The sequence below is a fragment of the Antrihabitans auranticaus genome (assembly GCF_016481275.1).
Classification (GTDB): Bacteria; Actinomycetota; Actinomycetes; order Mycobacteriales; family Mycobacteriaceae; genus Antrihabitans.
Map to the genome: position 1 here is coordinate 511,333 of NZ_JAEMNW010000002.1, position 24,828 is coordinate 536,160.

Below are 24,828 nucleotides of genomic sequence, written 5' to 3' on the forward strand. Positions count from 1 at the left end.
CGTGTCGTGTCGTGCGAAGCGTAGGCGTTCGTGGCGAGCGGCGTCGGAGATCACCGCTAAGCTCGATCGGCATCCGCGAAGACCGAACTGCCGCAAGCGAAGGGAGCCACCGCAAACGTGCGCAGTGTGCCCTTGACAAGCGCTGAGCGCATCGACGTTGCGGTCGTGCCCAGCCAGCCGGTTCCCTCGGCTCCGCTGCGTGCATGGCAGCGCCGGGCGTTGACGAAGTACCTGAGCGCCAAGCCCCGCGATTTTCTCGCCGTCGCGACGCCGGGAGCCGGAAAGACGACCTTTGCACTCAGGGTTGCGGCCGAGTTGCTCGCCGACCGAACCGTCGACCAGGTAACTGTCGTCGCGCCGACCGAGCACCTCAAGCATCAGTGGGCACAGGCTGCGGCCCGCGTCGGCATCGCGCTGGATTCGCGGTTCTCCAACTCGACGGGCCAGACGTCGTCGGACTTCCACGGTGTCGTCGTCACGTATGCGCAGATCGCCGCGCATCCAACACGCCATCGGGTCCGGACCGAGAATCGCCGCACGCTGGTGATCCTCGACGAAATCCACCACGGCGGTGACGCGAAGAGCTGGGGCGAGGGGATCCGGGAGGCGTTCGACAGCGCGACCCGCAGGCTCGCTCTCACCGGTACGCCGTTCAGAAGTGACGACAGTGCGATTCCGTTCGTCGTCTACGAACCCGACGCGGCAGGTTTTCAGCGCTCGAAGTCGGACCACACCTACGGGTACGCGGACGCGCTCGCCGACGGGGTAGTGCGACCGGTCGTGTTCCTCGCGTACTCCGGTGAGGCCCGCTGGCGTGACAGTGCGGGTGAAGAATTCACCGCACGGCTCGGCGAACCGCTCAGCGCCGAACAGACGGCTCGTGCCTGGCGTACGGCCCTCGACCCGGCGGGCGACTGGATTCCCGCCGTCCTGTCTGCGGCCGACACGAGGCTCGGCCAGCTTCGTGCCGCAGGCATGTCCGACGCCGGCGGTCTCGTGATCGCGTCGGACCAGACAGCTGCGCGTGCATACGCGGAACTGCTCGAAGCGCTCACAGGAACGCGGCCGACGCTCGTCCTGTCCGACGATCCAGGCTCGTCCAGCCGGATCGACGAGTTCAGCAAAAGCGAACATCGCTGGATGGTCGCCGTGCGCATGGTGTCCGAAGGCGTCGACGTGCCACGACTGGCCGTCGGCGTGTACGCGACGAGTGCCTCGACGCCGCTGTACTTCGCGCAGGCCATCGGGCGGTTCGTGCGGTCCCGGAGGCCGGGGGAGACCGCGAGCGTGTTCCTGCCGTCGGTCCCGGTGCTGCTCGACTTGGCGGCGCAGCTGGAAGCGCAGCGCGACCATGTGCTCGGCAAGCCGCATCGGGTGAAGGAAGGTTTCGACGACGACCTGATCGCGGATGCGAACAAGCAGAAGGACGAGCCCGGCGAGGAAGAGAAGGCCTTCACCTCGCTCGGCGCCGACGCCGAACTCGATCAGGTGATCTTCGACGGTTCGTCGTTCGGTACAGCGACTTTTTCGGGCAGTGACGAAGAGGCGGACTACCTCGGGCTTCCGGGCTTGCTCGATGCCGCGCAGATGCGAGTGCTGCTCCGGCAGCGACAGGACCAGCAGCTGAACGGTCGGCAAGCAGCGGGTGCGGAGACAGTGCAGAACCGTGAGCAGCCGAACCGGGACAATGCCGCCGAACGTGTGGCGTCGGCGCAGAATCTGGCCGCGCTCCGCCGGGAGTTGAACGGGCTCGTCGCGATGCACCACCACCGGACCGGCAAGCCCCACGGCGTCATTCACGGTGATCTGCGCCGCGAGTGCGGTGGTCCACCGACGGCGATCGCGTCCGCAGACCAGCTGACCGAGCGCATCGCAACGCTGCGCCGCTGGTAGTCGCAGCAGCGGGCGACAAACCTGCCCTGCGATAGACCACCTCCGGTAGAAGGCTGCGCCGGACTGACTCGGCGTCGCGAAATTCCATGGCCGAGCACCAGCCCGATGTCCCGGTTGGCACGGGCCCGATCGGCTGCCTCCGAGGCTGCACAGTCCGTCAGCGCAATGTCGACAGCACATATCAGTGCAGGTCAGCGATTAAGTTACCGATGGGTAACCAAAACTATGACGAAGCTAACACCCTAAGTTACCGGTCAGTAACCTCGTTCGCGATTATGTTCAGACCAATCGGAGTGGCACTGAATGGCACTGAGTGCCGCCAAACGAAAGGCCTGACATGAATGCCCTGACGATGACGTTGGGCACGATCGGCGTGGTCCTCAGCCTCGTGTGCTGGGCAAGTTTCTTGTCCGGCGCCAGCAGAATGGTGCGCACGGTCTTCCTCGGCCAGGCCGACTGGACTCGATTGCGTCCGTTCCTCCCGCGTGTGAAGACGATGATCGTCGAGTTCGCCGCGCACACCCGGATGGTCAAACTGCGGACCGTCGGTATCGCGCACTGGTTCGTGATGGTCGGCTTCCTCGGCGGCTCGATGCTGTGGTTCGAGGCGTACGGGCAGACGTTCAATCCGGAGTTTCACTGGCCGATCATCGGCAACCTGGCGGTGTATCACCTGTGGGACGAGATCCTCGGCATCGGAACGGTGGTCGGCATCCTCACGTTGATCGTGATCCGGCAGCTCAACCATCCGCGCAGGCAGTCGAAGCCGTCTCGATTCCGCGGCTCCAACCTCGGTCGCGCGTACTTCGTCGAGTACGTCGTGCTCGTCGAGGGACTCGGCATGATCATGGTCAAGGCCGGAAAGATTGCCACCTACGGCCACAGCAATCCGTGGACCGACTTCTTCACGATGCAGATCGCCAAACTGCTGCCGTCGAGCGTTGTGATGGTCTCGGTGTTCGCGTTCGTCAAGCTCATGTCGGGGATGATCTGGTTGGCGCTGGTCGGCCGCAAGATCACCTGGGGCGTCGCATGGCACCGGTTCTCGGCGTTTCCCAACATCTACTTCAAGCGCAAAGACGACGGGAGCGTCGCGCTCGGTGCGGCCAAGCCGCTGATGTCGCGCGGCAAACTCGTCGACATGGAAGACCCCGCCGATGACGACTTGCTCGGCGTGGGCAAGATCGAGGACTTCAGCTGGAAGGGCCTGCTCGACTTCACAACGTGCACCGAGTGTGGCCGCTGCCAATCGCAGTGTCCCGCGTGGAACACCGGCAAGCCGCTGTCGCCGAAGTTGCTGATCATGGCTTTGCGCGACCACACCTACGAGAAGGCGCCCTACCTGCTTGCGGGTAAGGACGCGCCCGAGGTGCCTCTGGTCGGCGAAGGCGGTGTCATCGATCCGGACGTGCTGTGGAGCTGCACGAGCTGTGGCGCATGCGTCGAGCAGTGCCCCGTCGACATCGAGCATGTCGACCACATCATCGACATGCGCCGCTACCAGGTGATGATGCAGTCCGAGTTCCCCTCCGAGTTGACCGGACTGTTCAAGAACCTCGAAAACAAGGGCAACCCCTGGGGGCAGAACGCCAAGGATCGCCTCAACTGGATCTCCGAAGTCGACTTCGACATCCCTGTCTACGGCCAGGACGCCGAAACCTTCGACGACTACGAGTACCTGTTCTGGGTCGGCTGTGCCGGCGCTTACGAAGACCGCGCGAAGAAGACCACGAAGGCCGTCGCAGAGCTGCTCGCAACGGCGGGCGTGAAGTTCATGGTTCTCGGCGCGGGCGAGACCTGCACCGGTGACTCCGCACGCCGCGCAGGCAACGAGTTCCTGTTCCAGCAGCTCGCACAGCAGAACATCGAGACACTGAACTCGGTGTTCGACGGCGTCGAGAAGCGCAAGATCGTGGTCACCTGTGCGCACTGCTTCAACACGCTGAGCAACGAATACCCGCAGGTCGGTGGCGATTACGAGGTCGTGCACCACACGCAGTTGCTCAACCGCCTCGTCCGGCAGAAGAAGCTGATCCCGGTCGCATCGACGACGACTGACGTTACTTACCACGATCCCTGCTACCTCGGCCGGCACAACAAGGTCTACGACGCACCGCGCGAGCTGATGGAAGCGACCGGCGCCAAGTTGGTCGAGATGCCCCGGCACGCCGACCGGTCCATGTGCTGTGGCGCCGGCGGTGCCCGGATGTGGATGGAAGAAACACTGGGCAAGCGCATCAACGTCGAGCGGGTCGACGAGGCACTCGCGACCGCCACGTCGAAGATCGCGACCGGCTGCCCGTTCTGCAAGGTGATGCTTGCCGACGGTGTCACAACCCGTCAGGAAGATGGGCAGGGCAACGATGTCGAGGTCGTCGACGTCGCACAGATGATGCTCGGTGCGATCACCAGGCTGGATCCGGTGCAATTGTCGGCGAACGTCAAGGTCGTGCAGAAGCCGCGGAGCACGCCGGTCGAAGTTGTCGCTGAGACGCCCGTCGCCGAGCCCGAGCCCGTGACCGTGGCAGCTCCCGCTGCCGCCGGCAAGGGTCTGCAGATGAAGGGTCTGGCGAAAGCTCCGGGTGCCAAGGCGCCCGGGTCGGCACCTGCTGCGCCGACGACACAGCCCGCGGTCAAGGGTCTGCAGATGAAGGGCCTGGCAAAAGCTCCGGGTGCGAAGGCCCGGTCGGCGGATGCACCTGTCGGCCAGCAAGGTCACACGGTGGTGCCCTCCGGTAAGGGTCTGCAGATCAAAAACAAGGCCAAGGCGCCGGGCACGAAGGCACCAGGCGTACAGGCGACGCCGGCCGAGCCGGTCAGCGACCAATCGGCTACGAAGGGCCTGCCTATGAAGGGCCTCGGCAAGGCGCCGGGGAGCAAGCAGTCCGGTAAGCCTTCGGCTGCGAACGTGCGCCCTGCCAGCGTGCCGCCGACGCCGAGCACCAAGCCGAAGGGGCTCGCGTTGGCGCCCGGTGCGAAGGCCCCCGGCCGCAAATAGCTGCGATCCTCGTCGGGCGCACCGACGCCGCACTTTCGGTCTTCGGCGAGGGAGACGACAGCGGGCGCCCCGTTGGGGACGCCCGCTGTCGAATGTCGGAAGGGACGGGGGTTTCAGTTCACCGGGAGCGGCTGCGAGTCGAGGGTTGCCTCGATCTCACGAAGCCTGTCCTCGTACGCGTTCGCGTGGTGCTGGCAGAAAAGCAATTCACTACCCGAGCTCAACACTGCCCGTACGCGAGCCGCTGCGCCGCAGCGATCACACCGGTCCGCCGCGGTGAGCGGGGTGCTTGTCAGAGTTGCTGGCATGACTCCTCCGTCCTAGCTTCGGCTCGCGCCGAGCGCCTGGGCCTTGTCCTCCGCATCGGTGTGCGGTGGAACTACTGTGTCAGACGTTTGGCAAGCGTTCATTGTTCCCGTGGGCGATTCATTGTGTTGTCACTAACACGAAACACGGTGTTTTCGTCCGCTGTGAGGAGGATTACCCCTGTCCATCAACGTTCACACTCTGGTCCACATGTGTTTCGCCGACGAATGGCACCGCGCCCGATCGGCAGGCGAACTACGCCCGCCTTCGCTGACTCTGGACGGGTTCGTCCACCTGTCTCGACCGGACCAGGTGCACCTGCCCGCGAACCGATTGTTCCCGGGTCGGGAGGATCTGCTGTTGCTGTTCGTCGATCCCGGTCGGCTTACCGCTCGCATCGAGTGGGAGCCCGGGGTTCCGACCGATCCCGACTCGATGTTGTTCCCGCACCTGTACGGTCCGCTGCCGGTCTCGGCGGTGACCGACGTCGTCGATTACCGGCCGGACTCGACTGGTCGTTTCGCCCCTCTTCCGCCCGACCGTTTCGCCTGATTCGATTCCGCCGCGAGATCGCGACTGCGGACTACGCTCGAAAAGGTGAACGTTGAAGTAACCCCACTGCCGGGGATCGGGGTCCGAAAAGACTTCGAATTGGCGACGGGTCGCCGGATCGGAGTCGTCACGCACCGTGACGGCACCACAGACCTCATCGTTTCGAAGCGTGACGACCCCGACGCGTGCGCCGCCCAGGTTCCGCTGTCGAACGAGGAAGCGGCCGTCCTGGGGAACCTGCTGGGTGCCCCGCAACTGGTCGCGCAGCTGAACGAGGAACATCGCGATCTGCCGGGAATCAACACGAGGCAACTTCCGATCTCCGATAGTTCGCCCTACGACGGCCGAACGCTCGGAGACACCGCGATGCGCACACGCACCAAGGTGTCGATCGTCGCCGTCATGCGTGCGGGTCAGGTACATCCCTCCCCGGGCCCGGATTTCACGTTCACTACCGGTGACGTCCTCGTCGTGGTCGGGACCTCGGAGGGTCTCGACGCCGCCGCCAAGATTCTGCACCACGGTTGACGGCCGTGACTGCCTACCGTCGCATCGATTACCTGGTCGCGGGCGGCACGTGAGCGATGGTTGACGAGACCGCCCTGGCGCTGATCGAGCTGGGTGCAGTGTTCTTCGCACTCGGCGTACTGGGCCGAGTTGCCGGCCGATTCGGGATGTCGCCGATTCCGCTCTACCTGCTGGGCGGCTTGGCATTCGGCCACGGCGGGTTCGTGCCGCTGGGTGAGGCGGGGGAGTTTGCCCATCTCGCTGCCGAGATCGGTGTCGTTCTGCTGTTGTTGCTTCTCGGGCTCGAGTACACCGCGCCCGAGCTCGTGACCGGGTTGCGGCGTTCGTGGCAGGCGGGGCTCCTCGACATCGCTCTCAACGCCACGCCGGGTGCACTGCTGGCACTGTTGCTCGGGTGGGGTCCGACGGGTGCGCTGGTACTCGCGGGGATCACGTACATCTCGTCGTCCGGGATTGCAGCCAAGGTCCTGACCGATCTCGGGCGGCTCGGTAACCGCGAGACTCCCGTCGTCCTGTCGATCCTTGTGTTCGAGGACCTCGCGATGGCCCTCTATCTGCCCATTCTCACGGCGATCGTGGCAGGTGTCGGGTGGTTCGGTGGCTTCAAGGCGCTCGCGATCGCGTTGTTCGTCATCACATGTGTCCTCGTGATCTCGCTCAAGTACGGCCACTTCGTGTCATGGCTCGTCGACAGCGCCGACCGTGAGGTCTTCTTGCTGAAGCTGCTCGGCTCGGCGTTGCTCGTTGCGGGAATTGCCCAGGGACTGCAGGTCTCTGCGGCGGTCGGCGCGTTCATGCTGGGAATCGCGATATCTGGATCGACGGCGAACAATGCCGCCAAGTTGCTCGAACCGCTCCGCGATCTCTTTGCCGCCATGTTTTTCGTGGTTTTCGGTCTCACGACGGATCCAGCGAGCATTCCGCCCGTCCTGACCTGGGCCATCGTGCTGGCGATCGTGACGACGGCATCGAAGATCGCCACCGGATGGTGGGCCGCGAGCCGCCACGGAGTGGCGCGGATGGGTCGCGCGCGTGCGGGCGCGGCCTTGGTGGCGCGCGGCGAGTTCTCGATCGTCATCGCCGGTCTCGCGGTCGCGCAGAACGCGGTCGAAGCCGAACTGGCCGCGTTGGCGACCGCGTACGTGCTGCTCATGGCCGTCGTGGGTCCTACTGTCGCGCGTTTCGTCGAACCGATCGTCGAACTCCTGCAACGGCCACGGCCCGATCCCGAAGACGCCGGCAGGGACCCGTTCTTCACACCCTGATCCCGATACGCGACGTGGCAGGCTGGTGTCATGCAGATCGGCGTCGTATATCCGCAGTACGAACTCGGTGGCGATCCGGCGGCCGTCGGCCGGATCGGCAGAGCGGTCGAGGAACTCGGCTTCGACTACCTGCTTGCGTACGACCATGTCGTGGGCGCGGAACACGCGGATCGACAGCCGCCGCTGACCGGTCCGTACACGGAGCGGGACCCGTTCCACGACCCACTCGTGCTGTTCGCTTATCTCGCGGGCGTCACCAAGCGCATCAAGTTCGCGACGGGCGTCCTGATCTTGCCGCAACGGCAGACGGCACTCGTCGCACGCCAAGCCGCCGACGTCGATTTGCTGTCGGGTGGACGGCTGCGTCTCGGGGTGGGAGTCGGCTGGAGTTGCGTGGAATTCGAAGCGCTGGGCCAGGACTTTCACACCCGCGGCGCGAGGCAGGAGGAACAGATCGGGCTGTTGCGACAGCTTTTCACCGAGTCCGTCGTCGACTTCTCCGGACGTTTCGACCGAATCGACAGGGCCGCGCTGATACCGAAGCCGTTGCGGCGCATACCGATTTGGCTCGGCGGTAGCGGTGTGGCCGCGTACGACCGGGCGGCACGGCTCGCGGACGGATTCATCTTCTTACGCGGTGACATCGATCACGTCGTCGACAGATGGTCGCAGCTTCGAGAGCGCGTGCGCGGCCTCGGAAGGCAGGTCGACGATTTCGGCGGCGAATACGTCATACGTCCGGGCAACGACGTGATTGAACAAATCGAGGCGTGGCGTGCGGCGGGAGGAACGCATGTTTCGGTCGCGACACTCGGTCGAGGCTTCGACTCCGTCGACGCCCATGTCGACTTCCTCGCGTCCGTAGCCGAGGCTCTCGATTTGCAATCGTAGAACGACGAAACCCGCCGGGTGGGATCCCAGCGGGTTTCGAGTGAGCTTCTAGTCCAGGTAGTCGCGCAAGACCTGCGAGCGCGACGGGTGTCGCAACTTCGACATCGTCTTCGATTCGATCTGGCGGATGCGCTCGCGGGTGACCCCGTACACCTGCCCGATCTCGTCGAGGGTGCGTGGCTGGCCGTCTGTGAGGCCGAAGCGCAGGCGCACTACGCCCGCTTCGCGCTCGGACAACGTCTCGAGCACCGACTGCAGTTGATCCTGCAGCAGTGTGAACGAGACCGCGTCGACGGCGACGACTGCTTCGGAATCTTCGATGAAGTCACCGAGCTGGCTGTCGCCCTCGTCGCCGATCGTCTGATCGAGCGAGATCGGCTCACGCGCGTACTGCTGGATCTCCAGCACCTTCTCGGGCGTGATGTCCATTTCCTTCGCGAGCTCTTCGGGAGTGGGCTCACGGCCCAGGTCCTGGAGCAGTTCGCGCTGGATGCGGCCGAGCTTGTTGATGACCTCGACCATGTGGACCGGAATACGGATCGTGCGCGCCTGGTCGGCCATGGCGCGAGTGATCGCCTGGCGGATCCACCACGTCGCGTACGTCGAGAACTTGTAGCCCTTGGTGTAGTCGAACTTCTCGACCGCGCGAATCAGACCGAGGTTGCCTTCCTGGATGAGGTCCAGGAATGCCATTCCACGACCCGTGTAGCGCTTGGCGAGCGACACGACGAGACGGAGGTTCGCCTCCAGCAGGTGATTCTTCGCACGGTTGCCATCGCGGCAGATCCACGTGAAGTCGCGACGCTGGACCGGGGTGAGCTTCTCGCCCTTTTCGGCGAGCTCGCGCAACTTCTCGGTCGCGTACAGCCCGGCCTCGATGCGCTTTGCGAGTTCGACCTCCTCTTCGGCGTTGAGGAGTGCGACCTTGCCGATCTGCTTGAGGTATGCGCGGACGGAGTCGGCGGACGCAGTGAGCTCGGCATCTTTGCGCGCCTGGCGCAGCGCCTCGGACTCTTCCTCGTCCCAGACGAAGTCACCGGCGGACTTGTCGCCGGCCGCCGGTTCGTCGACAGCGCCGTCTTCTTCGGCATCTGTACCTACGGCGACAACTTCGACCACATCTTCGGCAACGAGGTCGGCCTCGGGAACCTCGAGGTCACTGATGTCTTCGAGGGCCTCGGGATCGACGTCCTCGGGGGCTTCACCGCTCGCCGGTGCGTTGGGGTCAGCTGCCTTCGCTGGAGCCTTCTTCGCCGGCGCCTTCTTTGCGGGAGCCTTCTTCGCAGCCACCTTCTTCGCGGGGCGCCGTGGCGCCGCGGCAACGGCTCCGGTGGCGGTCTCCTCGGGAGTCGATGAATCGGCGGTCTGACGGGTATTCGCGGCTACCACGTACGCCCTTTCGTGACGGTCTCGTGCGGCGTCACGCCAGAGGTTTTTCCGGCGGAGAGGTCTGTCGGGTTTCACCGGCCAAATGCCGGGCACTCACCATTGTAACGACCTATATGCGAAGCTACGGCCTGATCCCCGTCTCAGCTGCCATTGCCGCGCCGACAATGCCGGCGGTGTTGCGCAATTTTGCCGGTACAACCGGCGTCCGGTTGGTCAGCAGATGCAGCCATTGGTCCGCGTCGGCGCTGATCCCGCCGCCCGCGACGAAGAGGTCCGGCCACAGGAGATTCTCGATCGCAATCAGGACGCGGCTGACTTCGGCGGCCCAATCCTTGTACGACAGTTGTTGTTTCGTTCGCACCGACGCTGCGGCGCGGTGCTCTGCCTCCATCCCGTCGACCTGCATGTGCCCGAACTCGGTGTTCGGCAGGAGTTGGCCGTGGAACAGGATTGCGGACCCGATGCCCGTCCCGAAGGTCAGCAGAACCACGACGCCGTCTACGTCGCTTCCTGCGCCGAATTTGTCTTCCGCCAGGCCGGCCGCGTCGGCGTCGTTGAGCACGGTCACCGCGCTGCCACCGAGCGCCGCACCGAAGACCGCGTGCGTGTCGGAGCCGATCCAGGAGCTGTCCACATTCGCGGCGGTGCGCGCGATTCCGGCAGTCACGACGAGGGGCAGCGTCACACCGACCGGACCGGTCCAGCCGGCCTGGGCGACGAGGTCCGCCGCGGTGCGCGCGACCGCTGCGGGGGTCGCCGGTTGTGGGGTCGGAATCGTGATGATCTCGCTGGTGAGCGCACCGGTCGTCAGATCGACCGATGCGCCCTTGATTCCGCTGCCGCCGACGTCGATCCCGAAACCCTGCTCAGCCATGCGCGCATCCCGTCATTGGTCGCTTCGATCCAAGTTTGCAGCAAGTGTGATGTGTGATGCCATTGTCGAGTGCCGTCTTCCGAGCAATCGACGAGTTTTCCTGCTAGCCACCAGCTGTTCACGGTTGCCGTAGAGGTCGCGCAGGAAGCAGCGGCGTTTGTCCGTAACCGCCGGTCGGAGGTGTTCGGCGGGCATGGTGCCGAGCGCGTCGCCGCCGACGATGCGGTCGCGGCGAAGTCGACTCCTACCGACCCTGTCACGATCGTCGACACCGAGTCCGAAGCGCTGATCAGGCGACGAATCGCCGAACTACGGCCGGGTGACGCATTTCTGGGCGAGGAGGGCGGGCCGACGGGGTCGGTCGACGGCGTGCGGTGGGTCGTCGATCCGATCGATGGCACGGTCAACTTCCTCTACGGCGTCCCGGCTTATGCCGTTTCGGTGGCTGCGCAGGTCGACGGCAAGTCGGTCGCCGGAGCTGTCGTCGACGTCGCGCGCGGCGTGACCTACTGCGCCGAGCTCGGACATGGGGCGACGCGCATCGACGCCGACGGCACAACGGCGCAATTGCGCTGCACGCCCATCGAATCCGTGTCGATGGCCCTGGTGGCGACGGGATTCGCCTACGGAGCGGGACGGCGGGTCGAGCAGGGCCGCCTGATCGGCGAATTGCTGCCGCGCATCCGCGACATCCGACGGATAGGCTCCGCCGCGCTCGACCTGTGCATGGTTGCCGCCGGCGTCGTCGACGCGCACTACGAACACGGCCTCAGCCCGTGGGATTGGGCGGCGGGAGCTCTGATCGCCGCCGAGGCGGGTGCCGTCGTTCATATTCCTGGGCCGGACAGCACAAGCAAAGCCGGCGAGGTCACCGTCGCCAGCGCCCCCGGCATCGCAGCGGAGTTGACCGCGCTTCTCCGCGACATCGGGGCCTACGACGCGATTCCTGACTGAATCCTCGCGGACGGTAGCTCTCAGTTCGGCGTGGCGCGGGCGACACGCCGGGGTGCGCGGGCGAGTGGGCGCCTGTGGCGGGCGACGGGCTGGTTGACCGCCGCATTGGCCCAATCGACACGCCGGTGCGTCCGGGATCGACGCGCCGAGCAGGCGGTTACCGGAGCAACGCCCGAGCGGACGCCACAACAACAGCCTGGTGGGCCCGGGGACCGGCGTGGCGCGGGCGACACGCCGGGGTTTCTGGGCGAGCGGGCGCCTGTGGCGGGCGACGGGCTGGTTGGCCGCCGCATTGGCCCACTCGGCATGCCGGGCAGGGCGACACGCCCGCGACACTCCGTGCGGGCAGACGTAGCCCGGCCGAGCAGGCGGTTACCTGATCAACGCCCGAGTGGGCGCCGCAACAACAGCCTGGTGGGCCGGGGGATCGGCGTGGCGCGGGCGACACGCCGGGGTTTCTGGGCGAGCGGGCGCCTCTGGCGGGCGACGGGCTGGTTGGCCGCCGCATTGGCCCACTCGACACGTTTGGGCGTCCGGGATCGACGCGCCGAGCAGGCGGTTACCTGATCAACGCCCGAGTGGACGCCGCAACAACAGCCTGGTGGGCCGGGGTGCGTGGGCGAGTGGACGCCACAACAACAGCCTGGTGGGCCGGGGGATCGGCGTGGCCCCCTCGACACGCCCGTGCGCCCGGGCCCGACCCGCCGAGCAGGCGGTTACCTGAGCAACGCCCGAGTGGACGCCACAACCACAGCCTGGCGGGCGACGGGTGCAGCGAACCTACCCGCGCGACTCCGTCAGCACTTGGCCGTGCGGGCGGCGGCGAGGAGTTTGACGTCCTGGGGTGCAGGTGCGGTACCTACCGGCGGATCTTTGAGGGCGCGGAGAACTTCTTCGGCGTCCGAGTTGGGGGCGATTTTGTTGAAGTTGTTGCCCAGCGCGAGGTCGATGATGTCGTCCTGGCGCTGGTCCTCGATCAGTTCGGCGCAGGGCACGACCAGTTGCAAGGACGCCGCGGCGGCCCTGCCGTTGGCGCCGAAGCGGATCTGACCTGTGCATTCCATGTTGCCGTCGACGTAGATCGGGTCGTTGCCGACCTGCACGTCGGGCGCGCTGGCGAAGCCGTATTCGTTGAGTTGGGACGCGACGTGCGCGGCCTGGCCGGTTTCGCCGTTGGCGTTGAAGACTCGGACCTTCGTGGCCCACAGGGCCGCCGGTTCGACGTCGACCAGCGTCGCGTAGCCGACCCGCTTACCCAGAGTCGGGGGAGTGGGGTTCCCGGCAGCCGCGGATGCGGGAAGTCGCGGGCTGTTGCACGACATCGGTGCGGTGCTGGTCTCGTCCTTCGTCAGCGCCTGCGCCCAGACGAAGATGCCCAGCAGCGCAACCACCGCGACAAGCACCAGCCACGGAAGTTTGCGCCGCCGCGCGAACGGCCTGCCGTCTGCGTCGGTCGAGCTGCCGTCGGTGATCAGTGAAACCACAGGCGTTCCTTTCGTGGCCCAGCGGGGTCCGTGCGCAAGGCTCGGCGCCGCGCTGCACAATATCTGCGGACCCAACCTACAGCGCCGCGACGACACTGTGCCGCTACGTGGCGCAGCGCGCCGATTGGACGGTTGGGGTTGTGTGGAATGTCTCGAAGACCTTGTGTGTTGATGACGATTGTCGGACAGTTTCGACTCGATTAGGGATTGATCCATCAATCCTGGCTCGTTTTCCGCTATTGTCTGGCAGCCCCGGTCGATCAGCGGACCCGTTTCGCGAGTCGGTCGAGCAAGCAAGCTCGGGAGTCCGTTTCCCGGGCGCGGTTTCCGGGCACTTCCAGTGTGCGGAAAGCGTTGGACAACTGGCAGGGCACCTGTGCACCACCGGCGGTCTTACGAGGGTTTTCGGGCAATGGAGTTCGAGACCGCCTCGCGGGCCGGGCTATACGAATTAGGACGAGGGGAAGAGACATGGCAACCGACTACGACGCACCACGGCGTACGGAATCCGACGACGTTTCGGAGGATTCGCTCGAGGAGCTGAAGGCGCGGCGGAACGAAGCGCAATCTGCGGTTGTGGATATCGACGAGTCCGACACGGCGGAGTCGTTCGAACTTCCCGGCGCTGACTTGTCGGGTGAAGAGCTGTCCGTGCGCGTGATTCCGAAGCAGGCCGACGAGTTCACCTGTTCGAGCTGTTTCCTGGTCCATCACCGCAGTCGGCTCGCGAGCAACTCGGGCGGACAGCTGATCTGCACGGACTGCGCCGCATAGCGGTCAGTCCGGCCGTTGTTCCGTCGCCGCATGCAGGCCCAGCGCAGCGAGTAGCTGCGCTGGTTTTCGCGTGCTTATCAACCAGTAGGGCGTTGGGTCGTCCGCGTCGTCCAGGACGAGCAACGCCATTTGTTTGACCCATGGCCGGTGCTGGACGAACGCTGCGGGGTCCAGCTGACGTCCAAGCGCCGCGCTTTTCGCGCTCGCGGGTACCGGCGCCGCGCGCGATACCACGCTCGCGGGCAGATGGGCTCGCCCGACACCGAGTTCGGACCCGCCGTCGGCGCCCGGAGTCACCGTGACTGTCAGTCGGCTCAGCCAGACGAGGAACCACACCGGCAGCGGCATGATCACCAGATACGGCAGCCAGGCGCGGATTCCGGAAACGCCCATATGGATCTCCGCCGCAAGCAATCCGGCCAGCCCGAGGGCGATCGGCCACCACCACAAAGGCACCCAGAGCCGCTCCGAATAGAGCGGTGCAGGCTTGCCTGGCGCAACGTTGGCGGAGTCGAGCGATTCTTCTGACACGAGTCAAGCGTAACGACCGCACTCGGGCGCGTAGGCTCAGACCACGTGAGCGGTCTTTCTCCCAGTCTTCCAGCGATCGCCTTGGTGCGACTCGATCCTGATGCCACCATTCCCCGGCGTGCCCACGACGGCGATGCGGGTGTCGACCTGTGCTCGACGCAGGATGTCACCATCGAGCCGGGTGAGCGGGTCCTCGTCGGGACGGGGCTTGCGATCGCGCTGCCGATCGGCACTGTCGGACTCATCCATCCGCGGTCCGGTCTTGCTGCGAAATCCGGTCTGTCCGTGGTGAATACACCGGGAACGATCGACGCCGGCTACCGCGGCGAAATCAAGGTGTGCTTGATCAACCATGACCTGCGCACCCCGATCGTGCTGCGCCGTGGTGACCGGATTGCCCAGCTGGTGGTTCAGCGAGTCGAGCTCGTCGACTTCGTGGAGGTCACTTCGCTCGACGAAACGAGCCGCGGCGCAGGCGGATACGGGTCCAGCGGCGGGCATGCCAGTCTGGTCGACGGTGCGGTAGTGGTGCCAGGAAAAGGGGCGTAGCGATGTTCGGACGACGCAAGCGTCACAAGGGTGCAGACGAGTCGGCCACCGACGTCGTCGCTGCCGGGCACGACGAACCCGTCGAAGACGGCCCGTACGACTATGAGGACGTCAGCGAGCAGCTCGACGAGATCGCCAAGGAGCGCCTCGATTTGGGCTCGGTGATCGTGCCGGTGCCCGCCGGCGGTCAGTTGCAGGTCGAGATGGGCCCGGACGGCAAGCCCGCGGGCGTCCACCTCGTGACCGAGCACGGTCGGGTGACCGTTGCGGCCTACGCTGCTCCCAAGTCGCCCGGTCAGTGGCGCGACGTCGTCGGCGACCTCACCACGTCGCTCAAGGGCGACAACAACTCCGCGACGATCGAGACCGGCCCGTGGGGCCGTGAACTCGTCACGTCCACCCCGCAGGCAGACATGCGGTTCATCGGTGTCGACGGCTACCGCTGGATGGTCAGACTCGTCGCAGCCGGACCGAAGGGATCGGCTGACGACGGATCCCCGCTCGTCACTGCTGCCCGCGATATTTTGCGGCAGACGGTAGTCCGGCGGGGGACCGATCCGTACCCGGTCCGGACTGCGTTGCCGGTGCAGCTGCCCAAGCAACTCGCCGAGCAACTCGCTGCAGCGCATCAGCAGCAGCTCGCGGCCCAACAGGCCGCCCAAGCGGCTTCCAACACGCCCGTAGCGCCGCAGCAGGCGCCGCCGCCGCCGCGTCCGCCACGACGTGGCGCCGACGGCTCGGCGATGCAGCAGCTGCGTAAGTAGCAGGCTCGCTCAGGAGCCGATTCCGAGCCGATAGCCCGTCGAATCCAGCCCCGCTAGGGCCGCTCGACCGAGTGCGGTCGCGTCGAGGGCGATGTCGTCCAGCGTCGTATGGCCGATTCCGGCGATTCGAAGGTGGCTCGCCCACTCCTCGGCGACCGCTGTGGGGTGAACGAGATCGTCGGTTGCTGTGGCGATGCCCACAGGAACTCCGATTTCTTCCATCCGCGAGACGGTCGGTGCGACGTACGCCGCCGCCTCCTCGAGCGCGTTCGGGAGGTCGGGCCATTGCGACCGCCACGACCGTGCGAGCTCGGCGCCGAGCCAGTCCGGGCTGCCCGCACGCATGGCCGCTGTAACTGCTTCCAGGCCCTCTGAGCGCAGCTGGTGAGCCGTGAGGCGGGCACTGATCGCGGCGGGTGCATCGGGGGCGGCGGCGGTCCACGGTGGCAGTGCTGCGAGCACGGCGGCGACGTTCGAGCTGTGCTCGTATGCCCAGTTCAACGCCACCGCGGCACCGAGTGACACCCCGCCGGCGACGATCGGCCCGAATTGTGCGGCGGCCGCGTCCAGCGCTTCCAGGTAGCTCGCGACGACCCTGCGCGGGTCGGGTTCCACCGTGATGACGTCCAGTCCGCGGGCGCGCAGCGGTGCGCCGAACGCACGGCCGACGAAGTCCGCGTCGGAGCCTGTACCAGGCATGACTACCGCGACAACGGGGTACTCACTCGATTGCATCGATCGATCATGCCTGCCGTTTGCGACGGCGTTGCAGCCGAGTGGTTGAACGAACGCGATAGGTCTACAGTGGCGAAACGAAGGCACTTTCCGTGGCATGAGATCCGTGCGACGTACTGCTCAGGAGCGCGAAATGGCACCCGCAGCCGGATACTTTCGTCGGCTCACTCGCCGGCTGACCGAGGATCTCGATCAGCTCGATGCCGAGGAAATGGCAGAGACAGCAGATGCGTCGGGCGCATGCCGTGCGTCGGAGTGCAGTCGTGGCGACGAAGTGACGATGCTGGGACGTCTACGCAGCGTCGAGGCTTGCCCCAAGGCGGCCGGTGCGAGCATGGAAGCCGAGTTCTTCGACGGCACCGACGCGGTGACCCTCGTCTGGATCGGGCGGCGACGCATTCCCGGAATCGAGCCTGGCAAGACGGTGAAGATCCGTGGCCGCGTGGGTGACCGCGGCGGCGAGAAGGTCATCTACAACCCGTATTACGAGCTGCAGGGCACTACCTGATCCTTTTCGATTCCTGTTCCACATAGCAACTGTGGCACCCTCGTCTGGTGAGCACCGATAGACAGCAGCAGACCGTCCTCGAACAGCTCGGTGGAGTCAGTGGGCTGATCTATTCGACCCTGCCCGCTCTCGTGTTCGTTCCAGCCAACGGTCTGTGGGGTCTGACCGTCGCGATCTGGGTTGCACTCGGCGTGGCCACAGCGATCCTCGTGTGGCGCATCGTCCGCCGCAGCCCTGTGCAGCCGGCGATTTCTGGATTCTTCGGCGTAGCGCTCTGCGCTTTCATCGCCTACCGAACGGGAGATGCCAAAGGCTACTTTCTTTTCGGCATCTACAGCAGCTTGGTCTACGCCGGTGTGTTCGTCGTATCCATACTTGTCCGCTGGCCGCTGGTCGGCGTCATCTGGGGATTCCTGAACGGTCACGGCAACGCGTGGCGCAGGGAGCGCGCTGCGCTGATGGGCTACGACATCGCCACCGCGACATGGGCTGTCGTGTTCGGTGCCCGCTACGTCGTTCAGAGTTCGCTCTACGACAGCGACGAGACCGGTTGGCTGGCATTCGCTCGCATCGCCATGGGGTGGCCGCTCGCGGCGCTCGCGCTGGGAATCTCGATCTGGGCGGCACGCCGGGCCGACCGGTTGGCGCCGCCGGCGGCCGAAGCCGAACCGGCGGAGCAGGATTCGGTCGACGAACCGGCCGCGGGGGATAAAGCCCCCGGATAGTTGTGCCACCAGGACTGGGGGTGTGGCGTTACCACCCCTGGGGTGCCTGGTTGCGAGGACACCTTCAGCAGAGGATCGAAGCATAAACAGTCGTCGTCAAACGCGGCGTGGTGCGAATCGATTCTCTCGTCCGAAGGGGACCCCAGATGGCTGACGTGGCGACGACCAGGAAACTCGAGGCCTTGCTACCGCGTGCGGTCGCCGGGGAGGACCGGGCGATCGGGGAGATCATCGCAACGGTGCATCCGCTGATGCGGCGCTACTGCGCCAATCGTCTCGGTGCGCCCGGCGACCTGCAGGTCACCCCGGACGATGTCGCACAAGAGATCTGCATCGCAACGATCAGGGCGATCCCTCGCTACGAAGATCAAGGCAAATCGTTTCTTGCCTTCGTCTACGGCATCGCCGCAAACAAGGTCGCCGACGCGCGCAGGCGCTCGCAGTCGCATCCGCTGCACTGTGTCGAGGAGCTTCCCGAACAGATCTGCCCCGCGCACGGACCCGAGGAACTCGCATTGGCGGGTGAGCAGCGCGTGTACATCCGCAAGCTGATGGAAGTGCTGTCACCCAAGCACAAAGAGGTCCTCGTGATGCGTGTCGTCATGGGCTGGTCCGCGGCCCAGACTGCGGACGCGCTCGGTACGAGCGCCGGCGTCGTACGGGTCATGCAGCATCGTGCGCTGAACCGCCTGCGCGCGGAATTGCGGCAGTCGGCGCTCGCGGTCGCCTGACCGGCTCTCAGACGCCCACAGCGGCGCGTAGCTCGTCCTCGACCTCGACGGATGCGACGAAGAGCAGTTCGTCGCCGCCTTCGAGGGGTTCGTCGGCCTCGGGCACGATCACTCGGCCACCACGCAGGATGGTCACAAGCGCAGCATCGCGAGGCAGCCGCAACTTGCGGACCGCTTTACCCGCCAAACCGGTGTTCGCGGGCAACGTGATCTCGACCAGGTTTGCTTGACCCTGCCGGAAGGTCATGAGGCGCACCAGGTCGCCGACCGATACTGCCTCCTCGACCAGCGATGCGAGGATCCGCGGTGTCGACACGGCGACATCGATGCCCCACGAGGGGTCGAAAAGCCATTCGTTGCGCGGATCGTTCACACGCGCGACCACGCGCCGGGTGCCGAATTCGGTTTTCGCCAGCAGGCTCAGGACCAGATTGACCTTGTCATCACCCGTTGCCGCGATGACGACGTCGTAGCGCTCGAGCTGTGCGGCTTCGAGCGATGTCAGCTCACAGGCGTCCGCGTGTACCCAGCTGGCCTCGGGGACCGACGACGGGTCCACATGGGCGAGTTGGCGTTCCAGGAGCATCACCTCGTGATCGGCGCGAATGAGCTCGCGCGCTATCGAGCGGCCCACTGCGCCTGCGCCGGCAATCGCGACTTTCATCGGTGCCTTCTTCTCTGCTGTGTCATAGGTGCGGGTGTGTCATCGGGTACGGGAATCAGTTTTCGGGAGGGGGATTGCCGGCAAGCGCGACGGCTTCACCCACAGTTCCGGAAACCGCTGCGATGTAGACGGTGTCGCCAGCCTGGATCACTGTCTTGTTGGCCGGCAGTATGCCGTCGCCGAACCGGATCATGAACGCCACGCGGGAGCCGGTCGCCGATTGCAATTCGCCGACGGTGCGGCCGAACCAGTCCTCGTGCAGCGTCAACTCGGCGACGGCAACAGCGCCCGAAGGGTCACGCCATTTCGTGGTCTGGCCGTCCTGAATGAGCGTGTGCAGGAAGCGGTCGGTCGTCCACGGGACGGTTGCGACTGTCGGAATGCCCAGTCGTTCGTACACCGCGGCGCGTTTCGCGTCGTAGATACGTGCGACGACGCGCTCTACACCGAAGGTTTCGCGTGCGACGCGCGCGGAGATGATGTTCGAGTTGTCGCCCGAGGACACGGCGGCGAACGCCTGCGCCTTCTCGATACCCGATTTGATGAGGACATCGCGGTCGAAGCCCATTCCGACGACCTTGTGCCCGCGGAAGTCCGAGCCGAGCCGCAGAAACGCACTCGGGTCACGGTCGATCACCGCCACCTCGTGGCCGATACGCACGAGGGCACCTGCGAGGGATGAGCCGACTCGGCCACACCCCATCACGACTACGTACAACGGTGTACCCCTTCCTCGTCGACGGTCGTGCGCGAGACTCGCCCGTCGAACCGTACTCCCGATCTCCGAGGGCTGTGCAGCAACCTCGCCATCGGTTCGGCAATGCGGGAAAGGTCACACGCAGTCGCCTCCGCGTCGCGCATTCCGTCGCACGGCTTACGCTTTGCGGGTGTCGAAGCTCACGACCGCAACAAAGCGGCTGCTGCTAGGTAGACCCTTTCGCAGCGACAAGTTGGGCCACACCCTTCTTCCCAAGCGAATTGCGCTGCCGGTTTTCGCATCCGATGCGATGTCGTCGGTCGCGTACGCGCCCGAGGAGATCTTCCTCGTGCTGTCCGTCGCGGGCATCTCCGCCTACGCCTTCACACCGTGGGTCGGTCTTGCGGTCGCCGCGGTGATGGCGGTCGTGGTCGCGAGCTACCGGCAGAACGTGCACGCGTATCCGTCCGGCGGTGGTGACTACGAGGTCGCGACGACGAACCTCGGGCCGACCGCGGGACTGACGGTCGGTAGCGCGCTGCTGGTCGATTATGTGCTGACCGTGGCAGTGTCGATGTCGGCTGCTGCGTCGAATATCGGCTCTGCGATCCCGTTCGTCGCAAACCACAAGGTGCTGTTCGCCGTTGCTGCCATCGTGTTGCTGACGGCGATCAACCTGCGCGGTATCCGGGAGTCCGGGTTCGCGTTCGCCATTCCGACGTACGCATTCATCGTCGGCATGTTCATCATGTTGAGCTGGGGCCTGATCCGCATCTACGTGCTCGACGACGAGGTCGCGGCTGAATCCGCGGGCTTCGAGTTGCACGAGGAGCACGGACATCTGTACGGAATCGCATTCGCATTCCTGATAGCGCGTGCCTTCTCCTCCGGCTGCGCGGCGCTGACCGGCGTCGAGGCGATCAGCAACGGCGTACCTGCGTTTCGGAAGCCGAAGTCGCGCAACGCCGCGACAACTCTGCTGCTGCTCGGGACCATTTCCATCATGATGCTGATGGGCATCATCATGCTCGCCCAGAAGGTCGGCGTCGTGTATGCGAACGACCCCGCCGCGCAGCTCGAAGGGGCACCGCCGGGATATCAGCAGAAGACGTTGCTCGCGCAGGTCGCGCACGCCGTGTTCAGTGATTTCCCGCTCGGATTCTTCTTGATCACCGTGGTGACCGCGTTGATCTTGGTGCTCGCCGCGAATACCGCGTTCAACGGATTCCCGGTCCTCGGCTCGGTGCTCGCCCAGGACCGCTTTCTCCCGCGCCAGCTACATACGCGCGGCGACCGGTTGGCGTTCAGCAACGGCATCCTCTTCCTCTCCGGCGCCGCAATTGCATTCGTGGTCGTGTTCAAAGCCGAAGTCACCCATTTGATTCAGCTGTACATCGTCGGTGTATTCGTATCGTTCGTCCTCAGCCAGACCGGCATGCTCAGGCACTGGACCCGGCACCTGCGGACCGAAACCGATCCGTCGGCGCGCGCCCAGATGAAGCGCTCGCGGGTGATCAACGCGATCGGGTTGACCATGACCGCCGCGGTGCTCGTGATCGTCCTGATCACGAAGTTCCTTGCGGGCGCGTGGATCGCGATCGTCACGATGCTGTCGATCTTCGTCATCATGCGGTTGATTCGCCGGCACTACGACGCCGTAGGGCGGGAACTCGACGCCTACGAGTGGGACGGTGTGCTGCCGAGCCGCACGCATTCGATCGTGCTGGTATCGAAAGTCCACATGCCGACCAAACGTGCGTTGGCCTACGCGCGGGCCACGCGGCCGGACACGCTCGAAGCGATCACCGTCAACGTCGACGAACCCGACACCCGGGCGCTTGTCCGGCAGTGGGAGCGCAGCGATATCTCGGTGCCGCTCAAGGTGATCGAGTCGCCCTACCGCGAAATCACGAAGCCCGTCCTCGACTATGTCAAGCGCATTCGCAAGGACGCACCGCGTGACGTCGTGACGGTCTTCATCCCCGAGTACGTGGTCGGGCACTGGTGGGAACAAGTGCTGCACAACCAGAGTGCACTGCGCCTCAAGGGTCGGCTGCTGTTCGAGCCCGGCGTGATGGTCACGAGCGTGCCGTGGCAGCTGGCCTCGTCGGAACGGGCGCGCCGCGAAGGCTGGGAAGACGCTCCGGGTGCGATCCGGCGCGGTTACGACGACCAGAAATGAACTGGGTCGGGCAGCATTTCGAGGTAAGTCTCGGTAATCCGGGGCACGGCGGCTTCTGCGTCGCACGCCATGAGGGACGAGTCGTCTTCGTCAGGCACGGACTGCCCGGCGAGGTGGTGCGCGTGATGGTCACCGAGGACCGCGGCGGGTCGTTCTGCCGTGCCGACGCGGTCGACATCGTCGAGGGTTCACCGGACCGCGTTCCTGCGCTGTGCCCCGTCTCGGGGCCCGGCGGCGCGGGATGTTGCGATTTCTCCCACGCGACCCTCGAGGCTCAGAGGGCGATCAAGGCAGCCGTGGTGGGCGAGCAACTCGCTCGGCTGGCGGGGATCGACCGCGACATCGAGGTCGAGGACGTCCCCGGTACCGGTGACGGGACCGGGTGGCGTACGCGGTTGCGCCTCGCGGTCGACGACGACGGCCGGGCAGGCGTGCACGGCTATCGCAGTGCGCGGGTTATCGCGGATCTGCGTTGCCCGCAACCGGTTTCGGGTGCAATCGAGGGAATTGCCGAGCGGCAGTTCAAGCCTGGTGCCGAGTTGGAGGTCGCGGTCGACAGCGAGGGCGTCCGACATGTCATCGTCCTTGCACCTGCGCATGTGTCGAAAACCGGACAGCGCAGTCCCGGTCGCCGCGGAGCTATGGCCCGCCGGACCGCCTCGAGCAGCACGCGGTCACGGCGCATAGTGGTCGGCAGCGGGCGAGCGGTCCAGCGTGTGGGCGATCGTTTCTGGGGTGTCGATGCCGGCGGATTCTGGCAGGCGCACCGAGGCGCCGCACAGGCCTACTCGGACTGCGTGGCCGAGTGGGCGGACGCGCAACCGGGCAACATCGCGTGGGATCTATACAGTGGCGCAGGTGTTTTCGCGGCACGCCTGGCGGAACAGGTCGGCGTGGCTGGTTCGGTCGTCGCGATCGAGTCGTCTCGTCCCGCGGTTCGCGACGGCAACGCCGCGCTCGCCGACCTGCCCCAGGTGCGCTTCGTGCCGGAGCGTGTCGAGACGGCCCTCGCGGGCATCGAGTCGAGTCCTTCGACAGTCGTCCTCGATCCGCCCCGAGCGGGGGCCGGCCGCGACGTGGTCGCTGCTGTTGCGCTCCGACGTCCGCCGCGTATCGTCCATATCGGTTGTGATCCAGCAGCTTTCGCACGTGACGTCGCCTTGTACAAAGAGCAGGGCTACACCCTCGAACGGCTTCGGGCCTTCGATGCATTCCCCTTGACGCACCATGTAGAGGTCATCGGACTGCTGACCCGCTAGGTAGGATGATCCGGTCAGGCGACGACGGCGATCTCGTGGTTCGATGTGAGCGCCGCGGCACCGTTCATGCCGTTTTCCTCGTCCAGGACGCGCAGGTCGGCCTTCGTGACGAGTCGCGACGACACAGCGAACTCCACAAGCCGGGCACGGCGGTTGGAGGCCAGTTTCCCTGGGGTGCCGTGCAATCCGCGCACACCGAGCGCCGCGAACTTCTCGCAGACGTTGTCGAGCTTTCGGTTGAACTTCGTCATCGGCCACCCGAGACGGGCCGCCGCGACCGCTGAACTCGGGATCGCGCTCGCGGTCACGCCGTCGCGGATCAGTAGCGGCTCGGCCAGTGCGACGATTACTGCGAGTTGTGACGAGGTGAGAATCGGTGTGCCGATGGTCGTTTCGCCGAACCGCGAGTCGGGCCGCGGCGTGGGGGAGTGGACATCATCGGTGTGGATCGAGAGCTCGTAAGTCGTCGGCCCGGCCGAGACCACTACTGTCGTGACACCGAAAACCAACGGAATCCGCGTACCCGGCACGAGGACCGCCTGAAATCCGGAGTCTTCGGCCGATACCGTCGCGGGCAATCGCTGGCCGGTGTTCGTGAGCCACCACATTCCGGAATCGAAATGCAGTGCCAGACAACGGCGGTGCAGGTACCGGTTGTCGTCGATATCGAGGTCGGCGTGCCTGCCGATGTGAAAGACGCTGTCCGCATCGACAACATGCTGTTCGCCGCAGTACTCGACGCGTGCGCGCGCGAGCTTGTCTGCCACTGTGTTTCGCATGCGTCAATGGTCGCCGATGGCGCAACTCTCGGACAGATACCCAAGGGTCAGGGTTGCCACCCCGTCAGTGCGTGTTGAGTGCGGCATCGACCGCGACCACGAACAGCTGCGCCAGCTCATCGATGAACTCGTCGCGCGGCAGGTCGATTGCGCCCGACAGCCAGTGACCGCACGCCTCCGACATTCCGCCGATGACGATCGACGCTGCCAACTGCACGCGGGTGAATTCACGCGCGGTCGGTGGGCGACGCGCCGCGATCGCCTGTTGCGTCGCGTATTCGGTGAAACGCCGGGTGGAGTCCGCTCTGTGTGCGGTGATCGCGGCGCTTCCGCTTGCCTCCGCGAACACACGCGCTTTGCGCGGATCCGATGCGCAGAACTCGACGAACACCGCCATTGCCGCCCGTGCGCGGGCGAGCAGGTCGTCCTCGGGTTGCGCCTCCGCAGCGAGCCGGGCGCGCCCGAAGAACTCGTCGAAAACTGTGTCGTATAGCGCGTTGACGAGCTCGTCTCGATTGCGGAAATGCTCGTAGAAGTAGCGCTGGGTCAGGTCGGCGCGCTCGCAGACTGCCGTCATCGTCAGCTTGCGCAGACCCACGGCACCAGCCACATCGAAGGCGGCTTCGATGAGGTCCTCGCGGCGCTGTGCGAGCCGTTCCTCGGCGCTCACGCCGCGAAACGGGCGAACCACGGTCGGCATGTATTCAATCTTGACATACAAGTGTGTCAAAGTTCACTATCGAAGTACTTGTTGACACAACGTCGTGTCAACAAGTGCCACCTCGGAGGAGGCACT

25 protein-coding genes are annotated in these 24,828 nt (G+C 65.5%); 15 read left to right on the forward strand and 10 right to left on the reverse strand.

What is annotated here, in order from left to right; genetic code table 11:
- The first annotated feature begins 132 nt into the window (after positions 1–132).
- Entirely contained in the window at positions 133–1,893 is a 1,761-nt protein-coding gene (locus JGU72_RS10315) for a DEAD/DEAH box helicase (protein ID WP_374101112.1), read from the forward strand.
- 337 nt (positions 1,894–2,230) lie between these two features.
- The gene (locus tag JGU72_RS10320; protein WP_199683801.1) at positions 2,231–4,891 is read left to right on the forward strand and encodes a heterodisulfide reductase-related iron-sulfur binding cluster; all 2,661 of its coding nucleotides are present in this window, start codon (positions 2,231–2,233) and stop codon (positions 4,889–4,891) included.
- Positions 4,892–5,004: 113 nt separating this feature from the next.
- Here JGU72_RS10320 and JGU72_RS10325 read toward each other — a convergent pair whose 3' ends face one another.
- Positions 5,005–5,199 (reverse strand): DUF7455 domain-containing protein, encoded by a 195-nt coding sequence (locus JGU72_RS10325; RefSeq protein WP_199683803.1) that lies wholly within the window; start codon positions 5,197–5,199, stop codon positions 5,005–5,007.
- Between the two features lie 208 nt (positions 5,200–5,407).
- Between JGU72_RS10325 and JGU72_RS10330 the strand changes: the two genes are divergently transcribed.
- The 4 genes from JGU72_RS10330 to JGU72_RS10345 are packed head-to-tail and all read left to right on the forward strand — an operon-like array spanning position 5,408 to position 8,433.
- Positions 5,408–5,749: a DUF952 domain-containing protein gene (locus tag JGU72_RS10330; protein WP_199683804.1), complete on the forward strand. Its 342-nt coding sequence runs from the start codon at positions 5,408–5,410 to the stop codon at positions 5,747–5,749.
- Positions 5,750–5,794: 45 nt separating this feature from the next.
- Positions 5,795–6,277: a cation:proton antiporter regulatory subunit gene (locus JGU72_RS10335; RefSeq protein WP_199683805.1), complete on the forward strand. Its 483-nt coding sequence runs from the start codon at positions 5,795–5,797 to the stop codon at positions 6,275–6,277.
- A 56-nt stretch (positions 6,278–6,333) separates the two neighbouring features.
- Entirely contained in the window at positions 6,334–7,542 is a 1,209-nt protein-coding gene (locus JGU72_RS10340) for a cation:proton antiporter (RefSeq protein ID WP_199683806.1), read from the forward strand.
- Between the two features lie 30 nt (positions 7,543–7,572).
- Positions 7,573–8,433, forward strand: a complete 861-nt coding sequence (locus JGU72_RS10345) for an LLM class F420-dependent oxidoreductase (RefSeq protein ID WP_199683807.1) — start codon at positions 7,573–7,575, stop codon at positions 8,431–8,433.
- 48 nt (positions 8,434–8,481) lie between these two features.
- On the opposite strand, the gene JGU72_RS10350 is transcribed toward JGU72_RS10345, so the two are convergent.
- Complete coding sequence (locus JGU72_RS10350; RefSeq protein ID WP_307828381.1) at positions 8,482–9,822, reverse strand: RNA polymerase sigma factor; 1,341 nt, start codon at positions 9,820–9,822, stop codon at positions 8,482–8,484.
- Positions 9,823–9,943: 121 nt separating this feature from the next.
- Positions 9,944–10,696 (reverse strand): polyphosphate--glucose phosphotransferase, encoded by a 753-nt coding sequence (ppgK, locus tag JGU72_RS10355; protein ID WP_199683808.1) that lies wholly within the window; start codon positions 10,694–10,696, stop codon positions 9,944–9,946.
- A gap of 69 nt (positions 10,697–10,765) precedes the next feature.
- On the opposite strand from ppgK, the gene JGU72_RS10360 reads away from it, so the two are divergent.
- Complete coding sequence (locus JGU72_RS10360) at positions 10,766–11,650, forward strand: inositol monophosphatase family protein (RefSeq protein WP_307828382.1); 885 nt, start codon at positions 10,766–10,768, stop codon at positions 11,648–11,650.
- A gap of 797 nt (positions 11,651–12,447) precedes the next feature.
- Here the strand turns inward: JGU72_RS10360 and cei are convergent.
- The gene (cei, locus tag JGU72_RS10365; protein WP_199683809.1) at positions 12,448–13,134 is read right to left on the reverse strand and encodes an envelope integrity protein Cei; all 687 of its coding nucleotides are present in this window, start codon (positions 13,132–13,134) and stop codon (positions 12,448–12,450) included.
- A 471-nt stretch (positions 13,135–13,605) separates the two neighbouring features.
- On the opposite strand from cei, the gene JGU72_RS10370 reads away from it, so the two are divergent.
- Positions 13,606–13,908 carry a DUF4193 domain-containing protein gene (locus tag JGU72_RS10370; protein WP_199683810.1) on the forward strand — a complete coding sequence of 101 codons (303 nt, stop codon included), beginning with the start codon at positions 13,606–13,608 and terminating at the stop codon, positions 13,906–13,908.
- A gap of 3 nt (positions 13,909–13,911) precedes the next feature.
- Here the strand turns inward: JGU72_RS10370 and JGU72_RS10375 are convergent, their stop codons facing one another.
- Positions 13,912–14,439, reverse strand: coding sequence for a DUF3093 domain-containing protein (locus JGU72_RS10375; protein WP_199683812.1), 528 nt, complete (start codon positions 14,437–14,439; stop codon positions 13,912–13,914).
- 45 nt (positions 14,440–14,484) lie between these two features.
- Here JGU72_RS10375 and dut point away from each other — a divergent pair, with 45 nt between their 5' ends.
- On the forward strand, positions 14,485–14,988 hold the full coding sequence (gene dut / locus JGU72_RS10380) for a dUTP diphosphatase (protein WP_199683813.1): 504 nt from the start codon (positions 14,485–14,487) through the stop codon (positions 14,986–14,988).
- 2 nt (positions 14,989–14,990) lie between these two features.
- Complete coding sequence (locus JGU72_RS10385; protein ID WP_199683814.1) at positions 14,991–15,752, forward strand: DUF3710 domain-containing protein; 762 nt, start codon at positions 14,991–14,993, stop codon at positions 15,750–15,752.
- A gap of 9 nt (positions 15,753–15,761) precedes the next feature.
- Here the strand turns inward: JGU72_RS10385 and JGU72_RS10390 are convergent, their stop codons facing one another.
- Positions 15,762–16,487 carry an alpha/beta fold hydrolase gene (locus tag JGU72_RS10390; RefSeq protein ID WP_199683815.1) on the reverse strand — a complete coding sequence of 242 codons (726 nt, stop codon included), beginning with the start codon at positions 16,485–16,487 and terminating at the stop codon, positions 15,762–15,764.
- A 133-nt stretch (positions 16,488–16,620) separates the two neighbouring features.
- Here JGU72_RS10390 and JGU72_RS10395 point away from each other — a divergent pair, with 133 nt between their 5' ends.
- From JGU72_RS10395 to shbA, 3 genes are all read left to right on the forward strand, one after another.
- A complete protein-coding gene (locus JGU72_RS10395) occupies positions 16,621–16,995 on the forward strand; it encodes an OB-fold nucleic acid binding domain-containing protein (RefSeq protein WP_199683816.1) in 375 nt (124 codons plus the stop codon).
- Positions 16,996–17,042: 47 nt separating this feature from the next.
- Positions 17,043–17,720 (forward strand): DUF3159 domain-containing protein, encoded by a 678-nt coding sequence (locus JGU72_RS10400; RefSeq protein WP_307828383.1) that lies wholly within the window; start codon positions 17,043–17,045, stop codon positions 17,718–17,720.
- A gap of 146 nt (positions 17,721–17,866) precedes the next feature.
- Entirely contained in the window at positions 17,867–18,451 is a 585-nt protein-coding gene (gene shbA, locus JGU72_RS10405; protein WP_199683817.1) for an RNA polymerase sigma factor ShbA, read from the forward strand.
- A 7-nt stretch (positions 18,452–18,458) separates the two neighbouring features.
- Here the strand turns inward: shbA and JGU72_RS10410 are convergent, their stop codons facing one another.
- Entirely contained in the window at positions 18,459–19,115 is a 657-nt protein-coding gene (locus JGU72_RS10410) for a potassium channel family protein (RefSeq protein WP_199683818.1), read from the reverse strand.
- A 55-nt stretch (positions 19,116–19,170) separates the two neighbouring features.
- Positions 19,171–19,833 carry a potassium channel family protein gene (locus tag JGU72_RS10415; RefSeq protein WP_199683819.1) on the reverse strand — a complete coding sequence of 221 codons (663 nt, stop codon included), beginning with the start codon at positions 19,831–19,833 and terminating at the stop codon, positions 19,171–19,173.
- Positions 19,834–20,002: 169 nt separating this feature from the next.
- Between JGU72_RS10415 and JGU72_RS10420 the strand changes: the two genes are divergently transcribed.
- Together JGU72_RS10420 and JGU72_RS10425 are read left to right on the forward strand one after the other, a co-directional pair.
- Complete coding sequence (locus tag JGU72_RS10420) at positions 20,003–21,994, forward strand: APC family permease (protein ID WP_199683821.1); 1,992 nt, start codon at positions 20,003–20,005, stop codon at positions 21,992–21,994.
- Positions 21,991–23,253 carry a class I SAM-dependent RNA methyltransferase gene (locus JGU72_RS10425; protein WP_199683823.1) on the forward strand — a complete coding sequence of 421 codons (1,263 nt, stop codon included), beginning with the start codon at positions 21,991–21,993 and terminating at the stop codon, positions 23,251–23,253. Before JGU72_RS10420 ends, JGU72_RS10425 begins: the two co-directional genes overlap by 4 nt.
- A gap of 14 nt (positions 23,254–23,267) precedes the next feature.
- Here JGU72_RS10425 and JGU72_RS10430 read toward each other — a convergent pair whose 3' ends face one another.
- Both JGU72_RS10430 and JGU72_RS10435 read right to left on the reverse strand, forming a co-directional pair.
- On the reverse strand, positions 23,268–24,032 hold the full coding sequence (locus JGU72_RS10430) for a hypothetical protein (RefSeq protein WP_199683825.1): 765 nt from the start codon (positions 24,030–24,032) through the stop codon (positions 23,268–23,270).
- Between the two features lie 64 nt (positions 24,033–24,096).
- The gene (locus JGU72_RS10435) at positions 24,097–24,732 is read right to left on the reverse strand and encodes a TetR/AcrR family transcriptional regulator (protein WP_199683827.1); all 636 of its coding nucleotides are present in this window, start codon (positions 24,730–24,732) and stop codon (positions 24,097–24,099) included.
- Positions 24,733–24,828 lie beyond the last annotated feature (96 nt).